Raw genomic sequence first — 13,970 nt, forward strand, 5'->3', positions numbered from 1 at the left:
GGCGGTCCCGCTATGGTAGAATGGAGCCGACGAAGGGAGGCGCCGGTTTGAAAGAGCTATCGCCGCTGGAGCGGGCGGTTGAATACATTGAAGCGCATTTGAATGAGAATATCGGCCTGCGGGACGTGGCCGGGGAGATCGGCTACTCCTACTACCACATGACGCGGCTGTTCTCGTCCGTACTGGGCGAATCGGCGGGCCGCTACATCCAGCGGCGCAGGCTGTACCAGGCCTCCGGGCAGCTGCTCCGCTCGGGGCGGAGTGTGATTGAGATCGCGCTTGACAGCGGGTTTGCATCGCCCGAGGCGTTCAGCCGCGCGTTTAAGGCCGCCTTCGGCAGCAGCCCGGCGGAGTACCGCAAGGCCGGGCTGGACCTGGTGGTGAACGCCAAGAGGGAGCTCAGTCCCGGGGATGTGTACCACATTGCGAACAATATTTCCCACACGCCTGAGATTCTGACCCTGAAAGAGATGAAAATAGCGGGCGTGCGGGGGACGACGTCCCTCTCCCAAAACCGGCTTCCCGGGCTGTGGGAGGAGTTTCTGCGCCTGCGCGGGGAGCGGGGGCGCTTCGCGTCGGACGAGGGGTATGGAATCTGTGAGACGCAGCAGACCGTCTACACGCAGGACGGCGACGTGTCGTTTTCCGTGGTGGCCGGCGGCCCGGTGGAGCGCTTCGACGGCCTGCCCAGGCCGCTGGTTCCCAAAACGCTGGGTCCCGGAAGGTACGCCGTATTTATCCACCGCGGCTCCTTTGCGAAGCTGTTTCAAACCTATCAATATATCTTCGGCACATGGCTGCCCGCGGCGGGGGAGGCGCTGGACGAGCGGGAGGACTTTGAACGCTACAGCCGCGCGGTGCGCGCCTTTGACGACCCGGACAATGAGGTTTCCATCTATATCCCGATAAAATGAGGCGCCCGGCGCCGGCGGCCTTTCCGCGCCGCGCCCCGGGCGGAGGCGGTTGACAAACGCATCCCGCGCCGCTATTCTGGTGGGAGACGACGGAAGGCGTGAGAGATATGAGGCACAAGGTCTATGTGGTAAAATGTCCCGGCTACGACCAGGCGGAGGAGAAGCTCTCCGAGCTTATGGCGCTGATGGGCGGAATGAGCGCCTATGTGGGGGAGGGGGAGGAGATTCTGCTCAAGGTGAACCTCCTCCAGGCCGCCGACCCGGACCGGGCGGTGAGCACCCATCCGGCGGTGGCGGCTGCGGCGGCGCGCCAGGTGCGCGGCGCGGGCGCCAGGGCGGTCATCTGCGACAGCCCCGGCGGCTACCGGAGCACAGAGGCCATGCTCAGAAGGGTCTACGATACCTGCGGCATGACCCGGGCGGCGGAGGCATCCGGCGCGGAGCTGAGCTTCGACCTCGCCGCCGAGGAGGTGCCGTTCCCCCAGGGCGGGCTGGTCAAGCATTTCAAGGTCCTCCGGCCCATCCGGCAGGCCGACGGCGTGCTGAACCTCTGCAAGCTGAAGACCCATGTGTTCATGAGCATGACCGGCGCGGTAAAGAACAGCTTCGGGGCGATTCCGGGCCTGGGGAAGGTGGGCTGCCACACACGGTTCCAGAAGAAGGAGCAGTTCGCCGATATGCTGCTGGACCTCTCCGGGCTGGTGGCGCCGCGCCTGTCCATCATGGATGCGGTGGTGGGCATGGAGGGGGAGGGGCCGGGCGCCTCCGGCACGCCCCGCGCCATGGGGCTGCTGCTGGCCTGCGAAAGCCCGCTGGCGCTGGACCTTGTGGCGGCGGAGATCATCGGCCTGCCCCGGGCCCATAACCCGGTGCTGCTGGCGGCGGAGCGCCGGGGACTGACGCCCGTCCGGATTGAGGATGTGGAGGTTGTGGGCGCGCGGCTTGATGAGCTGCGCCTGAAGGACTTCCGCCTGCCCGCCGGCGTGCGGGAGGACATGACCGGCATGCCCAGGCTCCTCCGGCCCCTGGCCGGGGCGGCCAGGCGGCTCTTCGGCCGCGCCCCCAGGGTGGACCCGGAGAAATGCGTGGGCTGCGGGGTCTGCCGGGACGCCTGTCCCGTGAAGGCGATCTCCCTGACAGACAAAAAGGCCGGGATCGACGGAAAACGGTGTATCCGCTGCTACTGCTGCCATGAGCTCTGTCCCGAGAGCGCCGTGGCGGTCTCAGCGCAGAGATAACAAAACGCCGCTCTCAGATTCGGCCTGCGGGAGCGGCCTTTCTCCAGTCAGGGAAGAGGTCCGTTCGGCTGGCCCATGCGCGGCGATTTACGCGCCCCGGTCCGCGGCCCGGGCGATTCACGCGCCCCGGCGGATAAAAAAGAAAGACATTCCCCAGAGGAATGTCTCAGGCAAAACCTTGATGCCGGGCGGATTTATTCCGCCCGGGCAGATGAAATCAAACGGGCGGAGCGCTGCAGCGCGGCGTGAAGCCCAAAAAAGAAACACTGGCAAAGCCAGTGCTTCATGAGGGAGATGGGGCCCCGCAGGGCGGGGCGGCGCCTTTGCGCCGTACAAGCGTTTTGCCCCGGGCAAAACCTTGATGCCGGGCGGATTTATTCCGCCCGGGCAGATGAAATCAAACGGGCGGAGCGCCGCAGCGCGGCGTGAAGCCCAAAAAAGAAGCACTGGCTTTGCCAGTGCTTCTTTTTTGGCGCAGAAGGAGGGATTTGAACCCTCGCACGGTTTTACCCGCCTACTCCCTTAGCAGGGGAGCCCCTTCGGCCACTTGGGTACTTCTGCATGTCCGGTTTAGATTGCCCATATTCGCTTTTTACATTCGGAGAAAACCATTCATGGAAGCCTTTCCTGGCTTACTTTTAAAAAGTAAGTGGCGGAGAGAGTGGGATTCGAACCCACGGCTCTTTCGAGTCACCGGTTTTCAAGACCGGCTCCTTAAACCACTCGGACATCTCTCCACGTCCGGTCTACGGCCAAATGCAAAAATGATATTACCATAAATGTGTGGACTTGTCAACCTCTCATCTTCCCTTTGCGGACAAAAAGTGCAAAACCCTCTCAGACCCAGCGAAAGGAGCGGAGCGCGCCCACGACCACGCCCAGGCAGCGCAGCTCGTCCTCTTCGCGGATGGGGATGTCCCTGAGCCTGACGTTGGTGGCCACCAGCTTATGGATGTCCCGCCGCTGGTAGAGCTTGCGGATAAACCCCTCCCGGTTGAGAAGGAAGACGCCCAGCTGGTTGTGCTTTGCCATGGTCCTGCGCACGCCCAGCACCGTGCCCGCGCCGTATACCGGCTCCATGGACTGCCCGGTGAGCATCACGGCGAAATCCGACTGGCTGGAGACCGGATCGGGGGCGGCGGTCAGATATTTCAGCTCCAGGGCGTCGCCGTAGGTGCCCCGCAGCCCGTTGGCCACCGGGACGTAGCAGAGGAGCTTCCGGCCGGCCGCAGCGACCGGCTCCTGGGGCAGGCGGAGCAGAAAATCGTCCAGAAGCAGCTCGAAGGTGCAGCGGTCGTGCTCGGGCAGCCTGCGGTATTTGGAAAGCAGCTCCAGCTCGTCCTTTGTGACGTTGAGAAGCCCCTCGTATTCGGAAAACGCCTTCATATCGCAATCCACCGGAATGCTGTCGTCGATCAGATAGCGCACCGGCACGTTAAAGGTATTGGCAATTGCATACATATTTTTCAGCGCCGGGTTTTTGGTGGCGCCGGAGAGAATCTTGTTGAGGGTTCCGATGGGGACGCCGGAGCACTCCGCAAGGTCCTCGGAGTTCATTTTTTGTTTCCGCTTCAGATACGCCAGTTTTTCCACCACGGACATAGGGGGCCTCCTGTCGAATTCTGCCATTCTTTAACCGAATGTGGTAAAATAATAAGTGCTTCCAAGCAAATATTGGAAAAGACATTGACAACGATAAGAAAATACACCATATTGATATGCGTCGCTCACAGAGCACAAGATGCGGATGCAGCGCAAGCGGTCATGTGTGGCATGAGACGCGCGGCCGGAACTTCCGGCCGCAATGATCGGGGAGGAAGATTGCCGGGAAACTGTATTTTAGCACATTTTTTAAAAAAAGTGTAGTATTCTATCAAAATTTGTAACCAAAGAGAATATGAGAATGAGTAAAGGAGCTGGAATCATGGAGAGAAGAGATTACCATTATGAGGTGTGCAGCGACGGCGCGGCTTTGGTGATGTTTGGCATCCGTTCCAACAGCGGCGTCTGCGTCCGTCGGGTCTCCTCCGACTTCCTGGAGGTGGACCGTCTGGTGCGCAAATGCAACCGGCTCCAGGTCTCGCCAATCCATCTGGGGGACGTCGTGGAGGATTACTGCCGGGGATGACCTGGAAAAGCCCCCGCCCGCTCCTTTCCCCAAAGCCGGGCGGGGGCGCCTTTCACCCGCTTTTCCGGCCCCGAACCGGGCCGGGGGGGAGCCAAATCCTCAAATATAGCCGAAAAACAGAAAATAGTCTTGCCAATCGCCCATGTAACAGGTAGAATATTAAGGTTATATGAGACAGACGGGGGTTTGGCATGAATCGAAGCTTGGAACGCATCCTCCCACGGGTGCAGAAACCCGCCCGCTACACGGGCGGCGAATATAATGCGGTAGTGAAGGACCGGAAAGCCGTTGAGGTGCGCTATGCCCTCTGCTTCCCGGATACCTATGAGATTGGTATGTCCAACCTGGGCGTGCGCATTTTGTACGGGGTGATGAACAATCTGCCCTGGTGCTGGTGCGAGCGCGTTTTTGCCCCCTGGGGCGATATGGAGGCCGAGATGCGCGCCGAGGGACTCTCCCTCTACGGCCTGGAGAGCGGCGACCCCATCGCCGACTTTGATCTCATCGGCTTCTCCCTGGGCTATGAGATGGCCTATACCAACGTACTGAATATGCTGGACCTGGCGGGCCTTCCGGTCCGGGGGGCGGAGCGGCGGGGCCTCTCGCCCATTGTGGTGGCGGGCGGCACCTGCGCGTTCAACCCGGAGCCGCTGGCCCCCTTTGTGGATATCTTTTCCCTGGGCGAGGGCGAGGACGTGTCCGTGGAGCTGCTGGAGCTCTACCGGACCGCCAAGAGCGAGGACTGGACCAAGGAGGAATTTCTCCAGGCCGCCGCACGGGTCCCCGGCCTCTATGTGCCCTCGCTCTATGATGTTTCCTACCATGAGGACGGCACCGTGGCCGCGATCACCCCCCGGGACGGCGCCCCGGAGGTGGTCACCAAGCGGATCGTCCAGGACTTCAACCAGTCCTACTTCCCGGTGAAGACCATTGTGCCCTCCACCGAGATCACCCAGGACAAGGTGACGCTGGAGGTCTTCCGGGGCTGTATCCGGGGCTGCCGGTTCTGTCAGGCGGGGTACGCCTACCGGCCCGTCCGCTCCCGGGACCCCGAGCTGCTGGTGAAGTACGGCATCGACGCCTGCAAGGACTCGGGCTACCAGGAGATGACCCTCTCGTCCCTCTCCACCAGCGATTACCGCCACCTGCTGAACCTGTGCGACGGCCTGCTGGAGTGGTGCGAGCCGGAGAAGGTGAGTCTGGCGCTGCCCTCCCTCCGGGCGGACAATTTCTCCATGAACCTGATGCACCGCCTCCAGCACGGCAAGAAGTCCGGCCTCACCTTCGCGCCCGAGGCGGGCACCCAGCGCCTGCGGGACGCCATCAACAAGAACGTGACGGAGGAGGACCTCCTCCAGTCCTGCCGCACCGCCTTCTCCGGCGGCTGGTCCTCCGTGAAGCTCTACTTCATGCTGGGCCTGCCCACCGAGACCGACGAGGACGTGCTGGGCATCGCCGACCTGGCGGAGAAGGTCTACAGGGTCTGGCGGGAGTACACCCCCGAGCCCAAGCGGGGGGTGCGCATCACCGTCTCCACCGCCTTCTTCGTGCCCAAGCCCCACACGGCCTTCCAGTGGGAGGGGCAGATCTCCATGGAGGAGTACCACCGCCGGGTGAAGCTCCTGCGGGAGAATATGCGGGGCCGCTCCATCAGCTACAACTGGCACGACCCGGACACCAGCTTCCTGGAGGCGGTCTTCGCCCGGGGCGACCGGCGGGTGGCCGACGTGATTGAACACGCCTGGCGCGCGGGTGCCAGGTTCGACTCCTGGAGCGAGTACTTCAGCTTCCAGCGCTGGCTGGACGCCTTTGAGCGCTGCGGCGTGGACCCCCATTTCTATGCAGGCCGTGAGCGGAGCAGGGACGAGGCGCTGCCCTGGGATATGATCTCCACCGGCGTGCGCAAGGACTACCTCTGGCGGGAGCGGGAGCAGTGCTACAGGGCCGCCGTCACCCCCGACTGCCGCAGGCGGTGCACCGCCTGCGGGGCGGATAAGCTCTACGAAGGGGGTGTCTGCGATGCGGAATAGTCACCGACTGCGCTTCTCCAAGCTGGGCCGGGCCAAGTATATCTCCCACCTGGACCTGATGTCCACCTTCCAGCGGGCGTTCCTGCGGGCGGGGATTGAGATTAAGCACACCGAGGGCTTCCACCCCCACGCCTTTGTCTCCATTCCGCTGCCCCTGTCCGTAGGCTTCTCCAGCGAGTGCGAGGTGCTGGATTTCGAGCTGGTGGGGGAGACGGCGAAGGAGAGCGTCCCCGCCCGGCTGAACGCCGTGATGCCCGAGGGCATCGTGGTGCAGAAGTGCTATGACGCGGAGACGCCCGTGAAGGCCCTGACCTATGTGAACTATATCCTCTCCCTGGAGTACGAGAACGGCGCGCCCTTCGGGGCGGAGACCGCCATCCGGGAGCTGCTGGGCCGGGAGGGTCTGGTGGTGGTCAAGAAGTCCAGGAAGGCAAAGTCCGGCCAGGTGGAAGTGGACATCATCCCGCTGATTGCAAAATACACCTGCGAGGGCCGCCGGGACACCATTGCACTGGACGTCGTCATCCGTGCGCAGAATCCGGGGCTGAACCCGGAGCTGATTATGAAAGCCATCCGTACCGAGTGCCCGGACGCCGCGCCCGACTTCGTCACCTTCCACCGCAAGGACGTGCTGGACGCCGGGTTCCGGTCCTGGGAGTAATATGCATAAAAGAGCCGCCCTCCAGATGGAGGGCGGCTCTTCAGCTTGTCAAAGAGGACCTTCGGGGCTTCGCTGACAAGCTTCGGCTACTCAATATCGATGGGGTCGATGATGATGGGGTTGTTCTTGCGGTACTCCTTGGTGATGCGGCTGATTTTGAAGATGGACCACAGGTCGGACAGGCCGTTGTAGACGAACACGCCGCCGATGACCATGATGAGCACGTCGGCCGTCATACCGGGCCGGAAGAGGATGAGCACGCCCAGGGCCACCGACACCAGGGAGAGGACCAGGATGACCCACCAGCGCCCGTACTGGAGGCTGTGCAGCTCCAGGGAGCGCTTGAGGTTGAGCAGCGCGTCGATGATGATGTAGATCCCCAGCACGACGGGGATGACGGACTTGACGAACTCGGGCTTGATGAGGAAGAGCAGCCCGGCCGCCGCCGCCACGATGCCCAGAATCAGCTCGAAGCGGAAGGTGCCCAGCCGGCTGTCGTGAACAAAAAAGCTGATGATTGTGATAATGCCGTAGATTAAGAGCAGAAGGCCGAAGGATAAGCAGATAAGGTCTCTGCTGATGCCGGGCCAGATGAGCAGCACCAGCCCCAGGGCGATGTAGAGCACGGAGGCCAGAAGAAAACTGACTTTCATATTCTTCAGGAATTCCCGCATAAAATCCCTTCCTTTCTGAATGACAGTATACCCTCCAAGGCGGCAAAAGTCACTAGACAATCGCAAAATTTTGTCAAAAGGGAGGCCCGCTGCGGGCGATGCGCCCTACTGCCAGTTCTTGCACACATCCACCCAGCCGGCGCTGTGGGCGTACCCGGCCAGTTCGTCGCAGGTGAGCTCAATGGCGGAGTTGGAGGAGCCGGCGGCGGGGTAGACGGTCCCGAAGCGGCGCAGGGAGACGTCCAGGTAGGCCGTCACCCGCTCATCGGTAATGCCGAAGGGGCATACCCCGCCCACGGCATGGCCTGTAAAGTCCAGCACCTGTTCGGGGGTCAGCATGGTGGCCTTGGTGTGGAATTGGGCCTTGAACTTGGAGTTGTCGATTTTGGCGTCCCCGGCGCAGACGATGAGGACGCAGCCGCCTTCCACCAGGAAGGAGAGGGTTTTGGCGATGCGGGCGCCCTCGCAGCCCACGGCCTGGGCGGCCAGCTCCACGGTGGCGGAGGAGACGGGGAACTCCAGAATATCCCCCTCCCGCCCGAGGGAGCGGAAGTAGTCGCGGACAATCTCAATGGACATGGCTCATGCCTCCTTCCGGCTCCGGGCCTTGGCGAGGAATTTCTCCGCCCCCACCACAAAGCGCTCATGGACGCCGCCGCCAATCTGCCCGGCCTCGTCGAAGGCGCGCACGGCGAAGACCACCCTGCGGCGGTCCAGGCCGGTCACCTCGGCCTCGGCTCGGACGGACATGCCCACGGGGGTGGCCGCGTCGTGGGTGATATCGAGCCGCGTGCCCACGGAGCCGTCGCCGGCATCCAGATATGGGGCAAGGGCATTGACCGCCGCGCGCTCCATCAGAGCGGCCATAAAGGGGGTGCCGAAGACGGGAAGGGTTCCCGACCCGGCGGCGATGGCGGTATTGGCGTCGGTGACGGCGGTCTCCGCCCGGCCCATAGCGCCGATTTCGATCTGCATATTCATACGCCTCCTACTGGAATTCAAACTGCACCTATCTTACAACAGTTGAAGGGCGGATGCAAGAGGGGAGGGCGGGAAATGCATGAGGCGGGGGTGTCAAGGGCAAGGGGGGATTTGCGGCGGAGAAGGACGGCGCGCCTCCGCCCGGACGGGGGCGGAGGCCTGCGCGGGGAGAGCCGGACGGGCGTTTTTGTGCAGGCGGGCACAAGATATTGTATCGAAACGCCGTATGTCCACATTAATTGCTTTTTGGGGGGATTGACAAGCCCGGGAGGGGGCGCTATATATAGAATATAAAGATTTACGTCAGGTTGGATAGGCGGTGTTTCAGAACATGGACAGACCCACCGGAGGAGATCGGGACGGGAGTAAGGATGAGCTTACCTATACGCCTGAAGAACTGGAGAGACAATGTCAATTATACTTCTCCTCCTGTGAGGAGGGAGGAAGGAAATGTACAAAACCCGGTTTGATATTATATTTAAATATAACCGAGGGAGCGTTTAACGCCTGGCTGAACAATGAGAGGGACCGTTATACCCGGCTCTCACAGGTCTTGAAAAAGGCCATGCTGAGAATACGGGACGATCTGGAGCAGCGGAGCGACAGCATGAGCCTGTTCCGGCTCAAGCAGCCCTGCTACGGCGGATACGCCGACAGGCCCGCGGAGAACGGCGGGGGCGGCATCAGCGTGACGGTGACCTTTGGCGGCGGGGACGCTGAGGCGGCCGCCGAGTACGTGAAATAGGCGGTTTCGCAGGCGGGGAGGAGGATTGTTTTGGAGGGTAAGGTTCAAAGCTTGAAGGCGGTAATCCGGGACGGGTGGGCCCTGTGCCCCAAGTGCTGGGGGAAGCTGTGCCGGGTGCCGCCCGGCGCGAAGGCCAGAGGCGTGCTCCTCTGGTGCAAGAGGGACAAGGAAGTGGAGCTGTCGACGCAATAGGCGCGCAGCCGGGACAGAGAAATGGAACTGACGACAGAGCCTTAGAGCCGGTCGGTACGGGAAACCGTGCTGACTGGCTCTTTTTTTCGCATTCCGACGGGAATGCGGACTGCCGCGCCCGCTTGCAATGACAGGAGGTGGGGAACATGGCGCACAGAGGCGCTCCGCGCAAGGCGGTCAAGGGGGAAATCAAGCTGGATTTGGGCAGGCCCAATCCCAAGCAGGCCAGGTTCCTGGCCTCCAACCACCGCTACACCGCCTACGGCGGCGCCCGGGGCGGCGGCAAGAGCTGGGCGGTGCGGGTGAAGGGGGTGGGCGGGGCGCTGTACTATCCGGGCATCAAGATTCTGATGCTGCGCCGGACCTACCCGGAGCTGGAGAACACCATCATCTCCCCCCTCATCGAGCTTCTGAACACCGCCGCCCTGGACGGAAAACCGGCAGGGGACAGGCTCTTCACCTACAACGCCACCATGCGGACCCTCTTCTTCGCCAACGGGTCCATGATTAAGTTCGGCCACCTCCAGAGCGCAAACGCCGTCACGGAGTACCAGGGCCAGGAGTACGACTGGATTTTCATGGACGAGGCCACCCACTTCACCGAGTGGGAGTTTAGGGTGCTGGCCGCCACCCTGCGCGGCGTGAACAAAATCCCCAAGCGGATGTACCTCACCTGCAACCCCGGCGGGGTGGGGCATCTGTGGGTCAAGCGGCTCTTCGTGGAGCGGGACTTCCGGGCGGGGGAGAACCCCAAGGACTACCTGTTCATCCCGGCCACGGTGGAGGACAACACGGCCCTGATGGACCACTCGCCGGACTACATCCAGATGCTGGACCTGCTGCCGGACGACCTGCGCGCGGCCCACCGCTACGGCGACTGGGACGCCATGGCGGGGCAGTTCTTCGCGGAGTTCAGGCGGGAGACCCACGTGGTAAAACCCTTCCTGCTGCCCCAGGAGTGGCCCCGCTACCGCGCCATCGACTACGGCCTGGACATGTTCGCCTGCCTGTGGGTGGCGGTGGATTTCGGGGGGCGGGCCTGGGTGTACCGGGAGGTGCAGCAGCCGGGGCTCATCGTCTCCGACGCCGCGGCGCTCATGCGCGGCCTCACGCTGCCGGAGGAGCGGATTGAGTACACCATCGCGCCGCCGGACCTCTGGAGCACCCAGAAGGACACGGGACGGACCATGGCGGAGGTCTTCGCCCGGAACGGCGTGGGGCTGGCGAGGGCCAGCAACAGCCGGGTCCAGGGCTGGCTGACGCTGAAGGAGTATTTGAAGCCGGGGGCGGACGGGCGGCCCAATCTGCTGGTGACGGAGGACTGCCCCTGCATCATCCGCAACCTCCCGGCCCTCCGGCACAGCGACAAGAACCCCTCCGACTGCGCCACCGAGCCTCACGACATTACCCATATCTGCGACGCGCTGCGGTATTTCGTGCAGTTTCGGACCCTGGGGGCCATCCGGCAGGCGGTGCGGGAGGAGCCGGAGGAGCGGGGCGAGGACTACGACGACGCCATGTGCGGCGGAGCGGCGGACGAGGGGTACTTGATGTACAGTTAGAAGCGCCGAGCGCCCGTGAGCAGGGGACCAAGCGGGGAGCGGAGCGAAAAGCCGCAGGGCGGCGGCCCACGGAAGCCGCCCGGAGGGTTTTTGCGCAGTCGTACGGCTTAGGACCCGTCGCGGAGGGTGCGATGCGTGACAAGGAAGCGCGAGCGTAGACACGCAGGGAAGCTAAGGCCGGAGTGAGACCTGGAACCCAGGAAGGCCGTCTCACGGAAGGGCTTCCGGTTCCGGGGCGAATCGGAGGACTTAGGGACCCGGCCGCGTGTCCAACGCGAACGTGACAAGGAGAAGCGCGAGCGCAGGCGCATAGGTGCGGATGGACCAGAGCGACGGGGAAAGCCGGAAAAGGCCGTATCCCGCCAGGCGTTGACCGGCTTTCGCCGGAGTCGGCGGGAAGCCGCACCGTATGATGCGCCCAACGCGAACGTGACAAGGAGAAGCGCCGAGCGCCCGTGAGCAGGGGACCAAGCGGGGAGCGGAGCGAAAAGCCGCCCGGAGGGTTTTTGCGCAGTCGTACGGCTTAGGACACGCCGGCCTGCCGCGCCGGGCCGGGACGGGGGACGGAAACAGAGGAGTAGTGATATGCAGAGAGGGTCGGTTGAACAGAGGAAGAGCATGGGGATGGCGAAACGCTACGGACCGGTCATGACGGCGCTCCGGCAAGGCGGAGACGGGGGCGGGAGACTGACGCTCCAGCCGGGCGGCATGGGCGGAGGCGGCACCCGCGGCTTTACGCCCAGGAAGGGCGGATTTGCTTCCGGCGGCGGAGGCGGCGCCCGCGGCTTTACGCCCGGGACGGGTGGATTTGCTTCCGGCGGCTCCGGCGAAGCGGATGAATTCCGCCCGACCTGGAGCGACCTGCTCCGGGCGACGGAGGGCGGCGCGGAGCTGCCCAGGCACATCGCGCAGGAGGCGGAGGAGCAGGCCCGGGTGGAGCGGGCGGTGGAGGCCGCCCGGGAGCGGGCGGAGGAGCGGGCCCGGGTGGACACAGTGAGCGGCGCGGCCCCGGCGGTCAAGCGGGAGGACGCGTGGAAGTGGCGCAGCGCGGCGGAGCGGGCGGAGTACGAGGAGACGGCGCTGGGCGCGCCGGACTTCGCCGGGATGCGCGCGGCGGGAGAGCGGGTCGGCAGGCCGTCGGAGGACCCGTTCCTGCGGATGCTGGGCGAGCTGGGCTTTGGGACCGGGGCCTATGGGGACCGGGAGGACCGGGGCCGCCGGGCGGTGAAGACCCTGAACGACCCGGGCTACAGACGCCTGCACAGCGACGGCAACAGCGAGTACGCCATGGAGAACCTGGACTATCTGGAGCCGGAGCAGCGTGCGGTCATCATGTACTACGCGGGGCGCGGGGAGTACGAAAAAATCGGCGCCTACCTGGAGACCCTGGACCGGGACCTGAACGAGCGGCAGCGCGCCCGGGAGTCGGTGGAGCAACCCAAATGGGCGGAGGAGCAACCGTTTCAGGCGGTGGGAGCCAACATAGCAGGCTCCTTCACCTCGCCGTCGGCCTATTTAGAGACGATGAAGCAGGCATGGAGAAACTTTTTGAGCGGGGAGGAGGTCCCTGTGGACCCCAACTCGCAGGCCTTTTCCGGCGTCCATCTCCAGCACGACACAGAGCAGGGCGTGCGCTCGGCGGCACGGAAGGCCGCCGAGGAGGCCACGGGCAGTACGTTCTGGGGCGACGCGGCGGCGGGCGCGGCGGGGCTCGGGCTTGGGATGGGCAGGTTGGGGAGCAAGCTGTTCCTGGGCCCGGGGTTCGCGGCGCTTTACCAGGGCACCGGCGCGGCGGGCGAGGCGGCCACCGGCGCGGCGGAGCGGGGCGGAAGCGCCGGGCAGGCCGCGGCGATGGGCACGGCGGTGGGGACCATAGAGGCGGTGAGCCAGCTCCTGCCGCTGGAGAACCTCTTCAGCCTGGGGAAAACGGCGCCGAAAACGGTGCGGGAGCTGGTGACCGGGGCGGCGGCCCAGGCGGGACTCTCCGCAGGCCAGGCGGCGCTGAGCCAGGTGGGCACGGAGCTGGCGGACACCTTCATCCTGGGGGACAAGGGGGAGTTTGAGTCCATGGTGCGCTCGCTGGAGGCCCAGGGGCTGGAGAGCGGCGAGGCCCGGGCCCGGGCGCTGATGGAGTACTGGCTGCGCCGGCCGGGCCAGGCCGCAGCGGCGGGCGCTGCGGCGGGGGGCCTCTCGGCCCTGGCGGCCCGGGGGCTGGCGGCGCTGAGAGAAGGCGCGGGCGCTCCGGCGGACGAGTCCCTGGACGACGGCGCGCGGAAGGCCCTGGAGGACGGCTGGGGAGACACGGAGCCCAGCGTGCGGGGGCCGGAAGACGATGGAACAAATGTTCCCAAAAGCGTTGAAATTCCCGGCGAACATGATATAATAGGAACAGGTGAACGGGGCGGGGAGATACTGCAGGCGAAGGCGCGGCACGAGAGCTCGGAAACCGACCCGGTATACAAGGAAGTTAATATTCACGGCCCGCGCAATTCTGAGCTGGATGATGTGGATTTGATTGACCAGATCATCTATGAGGACAAGGATGCAAGCAGCTTGTATATGGAAAATCCTAATTTTCCGCAGACGGAACAGCAGTGGGCATATAAGCAAATCTTTAACAGAACAAAAAACAGGATACTCGCACTACAGCAAGAACAGTTCCGCATGTCCAGCGAAGTGTCTCCCACATTACCTTCAACAGAAGGGTTAAGGGGGATACGGACCTATGTGTTCCGAGTTAGCGCGGACACGCCCGCCTTGCGGGAGGCCGTGCAGGCCGAGATGGATCAGTTGAGCGAGTTGTTCCCGGATTATGAATTTTATGCAGTTTTTGGAGGAAATTAGT

13 protein-coding genes and 2 tRNA genes are annotated in these 13,970 nt (G+C 63.8%); 9 read left to right on the top strand and 6 right to left on the bottom strand.

The annotated features are described in order from the left end of the window. The first annotated feature begins 47 nt into the window (after positions 1–47). Positions 48–914: an AraC family transcriptional regulator gene (locus H8S62_RS04285; protein ID WP_186918588.1), complete on the top strand. Its 867-nt coding sequence runs from the start codon at positions 48–50 to the stop codon at positions 912–914. Between the two features lie 107 nt (positions 915–1,021). Then, positions 1,022–2,152 (top strand): DUF362 domain-containing protein, encoded by a 1,131-nt coding sequence (locus tag H8S62_RS04290; protein WP_186918624.1) that lies wholly within the window; start codon positions 1,022–1,024, stop codon positions 2,150–2,152. Between the two features lie 470 nt (positions 2,153–2,622). Here H8S62_RS04290 and H8S62_RS04295 read toward each other — a convergent pair. The 3 genes from H8S62_RS04295 to H8S62_RS04305 all read right to left on the bottom strand — a co-directional run bounded on the left by H8S62_RS04295 (position 2,623) and on the right by H8S62_RS04305 (position 3,754). After that, a tRNA-Ser gene (locus tag H8S62_RS04295) sits at positions 2,623–2,713 on the bottom strand. A gap of 89 nt (positions 2,714–2,802) precedes the next feature. Next, positions 2,803–2,889: transfer RNA gene (locus H8S62_RS04300), tRNA-Ser, on the bottom strand. A 100-nt stretch (positions 2,890–2,989) separates the two neighbouring features. Next, on the bottom strand, positions 2,990–3,754 hold the full coding sequence (locus tag H8S62_RS04305) for an XRE family transcriptional regulator (RefSeq protein ID WP_186918589.1): 765 nt from the start codon (positions 3,752–3,754) through the stop codon (positions 2,990–2,992). A 322-nt stretch (positions 3,755–4,076) separates the two neighbouring features. On the opposite strand from H8S62_RS04305, the gene H8S62_RS04310 reads away from it, so the two are divergent. The 3 genes from H8S62_RS04310 to H8S62_RS04320 all read left to right on the top strand — a co-directional run bounded on the left by H8S62_RS04310 (position 4,077) and on the right by H8S62_RS04320 (position 6,971). Then, positions 4,077–4,280 carry a DUF6514 family protein gene (locus tag H8S62_RS04310; protein WP_186918590.1) on the top strand — a complete coding sequence of 68 codons (204 nt, stop codon included), beginning with the start codon at positions 4,077–4,079 and terminating at the stop codon, positions 4,278–4,280. A 191-nt stretch (positions 4,281–4,471) separates the two neighbouring features. Continuing rightward, positions 4,472–6,310, top strand: coding sequence for a TIGR03960 family B12-binding radical SAM protein (locus tag H8S62_RS04315; protein WP_155152119.1), 1,839 nt, complete (start codon positions 4,472–4,474; stop codon positions 6,308–6,310). Then, complete coding sequence (locus H8S62_RS04320) at positions 6,300–6,971, top strand: TIGR03936 family radical SAM-associated protein (protein ID WP_155152118.1); 672 nt, start codon at positions 6,300–6,302, stop codon at positions 6,969–6,971. The genes H8S62_RS04315 and H8S62_RS04320 overlap by 11 nt, the downstream gene beginning before the upstream one ends. Before the next feature lie 86 nt (positions 6,972–7,057). Here H8S62_RS04320 and H8S62_RS04325 read toward each other — a convergent pair whose 3' ends face one another. The 3 genes from H8S62_RS04325 to H8S62_RS04335 all read right to left on the bottom strand — a co-directional run bounded on the left by H8S62_RS04325 (position 7,058) and on the right by H8S62_RS04335 (position 8,620). Further along, positions 7,058–7,624: an HdeD family acid-resistance protein gene (locus H8S62_RS04325; protein ID WP_243255301.1), complete on the bottom strand. Its 567-nt coding sequence runs from the start codon at positions 7,622–7,624 to the stop codon at positions 7,058–7,060. Between the two features lie 126 nt (positions 7,625–7,750). Then, positions 7,751–8,224, bottom strand: coding sequence for a YbaK/EbsC family protein (locus H8S62_RS04330; protein ID WP_155152114.1), 474 nt, complete (start codon positions 8,222–8,224; stop codon positions 7,751–7,753). A gap of 3 nt (positions 8,225–8,227) precedes the next feature. Beyond that, the gene (locus tag H8S62_RS04335; protein WP_186918592.1) at positions 8,228–8,620 is read right to left on the bottom strand and encodes a thioesterase family protein; all 393 of its coding nucleotides are present in this window, start codon (positions 8,618–8,620) and stop codon (positions 8,228–8,230) included. Positions 8,621–9,191: 571 nt separating this feature from the next. On the opposite strand from H8S62_RS04335, the gene H8S62_RS18760 reads away from it, so the two are divergent. The 4 genes from H8S62_RS18760 (at position 9,192) to H8S62_RS04355 (ending at position 13,969) form a co-directional block, all read left to right on the top strand. Next, positions 9,192–9,371 carry a hypothetical protein gene (locus H8S62_RS18760; RefSeq protein WP_155152110.1) on the top strand — a complete coding sequence of 60 codons (180 nt, stop codon included), beginning with the start codon at positions 9,192–9,194 and terminating at the stop codon, positions 9,369–9,371. 30 nt (positions 9,372–9,401) lie between these two features. Beyond that, positions 9,402–9,563, top strand: coding sequence for a hypothetical protein (locus H8S62_RS04345; protein WP_155152108.1), 162 nt, complete (start codon positions 9,402–9,404; stop codon positions 9,561–9,563). Between the two features lie 146 nt (positions 9,564–9,709). Continuing rightward, on the top strand, positions 9,710–11,125 hold the full coding sequence (locus H8S62_RS04350; protein ID WP_186918593.1) for a phage terminase large subunit: 1,416 nt from the start codon (positions 9,710–9,712) through the stop codon (positions 11,123–11,125). Positions 11,126–11,749: 624 nt separating this feature from the next. Continuing rightward, positions 11,750–13,969, top strand: coding sequence for a hypothetical protein (locus H8S62_RS04355; protein ID WP_186918594.1), 2,220 nt, complete (start codon positions 11,750–11,752; stop codon positions 13,967–13,969). The last annotated feature ends 1 nt before the right edge of the window (position 13,970 follow it).

The sequence above is a fragment of the Lawsonibacter faecis genome, from assembly GCF_014287675.1.
Taxonomy (GTDB): domain Bacteria; phylum Bacillota; class Clostridia; order Oscillospirales; family Oscillospiraceae; genus Pseudoflavonifractor; species Pseudoflavonifractor faecis.

Coding starts and splice junctions, on each gene's coding strand:
- H8S62_RS04290 (WP_186918624.1), top strand. CDS start 1,022: ATGAGGCACAAGGTCTATGTGGTAAAATGTCCCGGCTACGACCAGGCG.
- H8S62_RS04305 (WP_186918589.1), bottom strand. CDS start 3,754: ATGTCCGTGGTGGAAAAACTGGCGTATCTGAAGCGGAAACAAAAAATG.
- H8S62_RS04310 (WP_186918590.1), top strand. CDS start 4,077: ATGGAGAGAAGAGATTACCATTATGAGGTGTGCAGCGACGGCGCGGCT.
- H8S62_RS04315 (WP_155152119.1), top strand. CDS start 4,472: ATGAATCGAAGCTTGGAACGCATCCTCCCACGGGTGCAGAAACCCGCC.
- H8S62_RS04320 (WP_155152118.1), top strand. CDS start 6,300: ATGCGGAATAGTCACCGACTGCGCTTCTCCAAGCTGGGCCGGGCCAAG.
- H8S62_RS04325 (WP_243255301.1), bottom strand. CDS start 7,624: ATGAAAGTCAGTTTTCTTCTGGCCTCCGTGCTCTACATCGCCCTGGGG.
- H8S62_RS04330 (WP_155152114.1), bottom strand. CDS start 8,224: ATGTCCATTGAGATTGTCCGCGACTACTTCCGCTCCCTCGGGCGGGAG.
- H8S62_RS04335 (WP_186918592.1), bottom strand. CDS start 8,620: ATGCAGATCGAAATCGGCGCTATGGGCCGGGCGGAGACCGCCGTCACC.
- H8S62_RS18760 (WP_155152110.1), top strand. CDS start 9,192: ATGCTGAGAATACGGGACGATCTGGAGCAGCGGAGCGACAGCATGAGC.
- H8S62_RS04350 (WP_186918593.1), top strand. CDS start 9,710: ATGGCGCACAGAGGCGCTCCGCGCAAGGCGGTCAAGGGGGAAATCAAG.
- H8S62_RS04355 (WP_186918594.1), top strand. CDS start 11,750: ATGGCGAAACGCTACGGACCGGTCATGACGGCGCTCCGGCAAGGCGGA.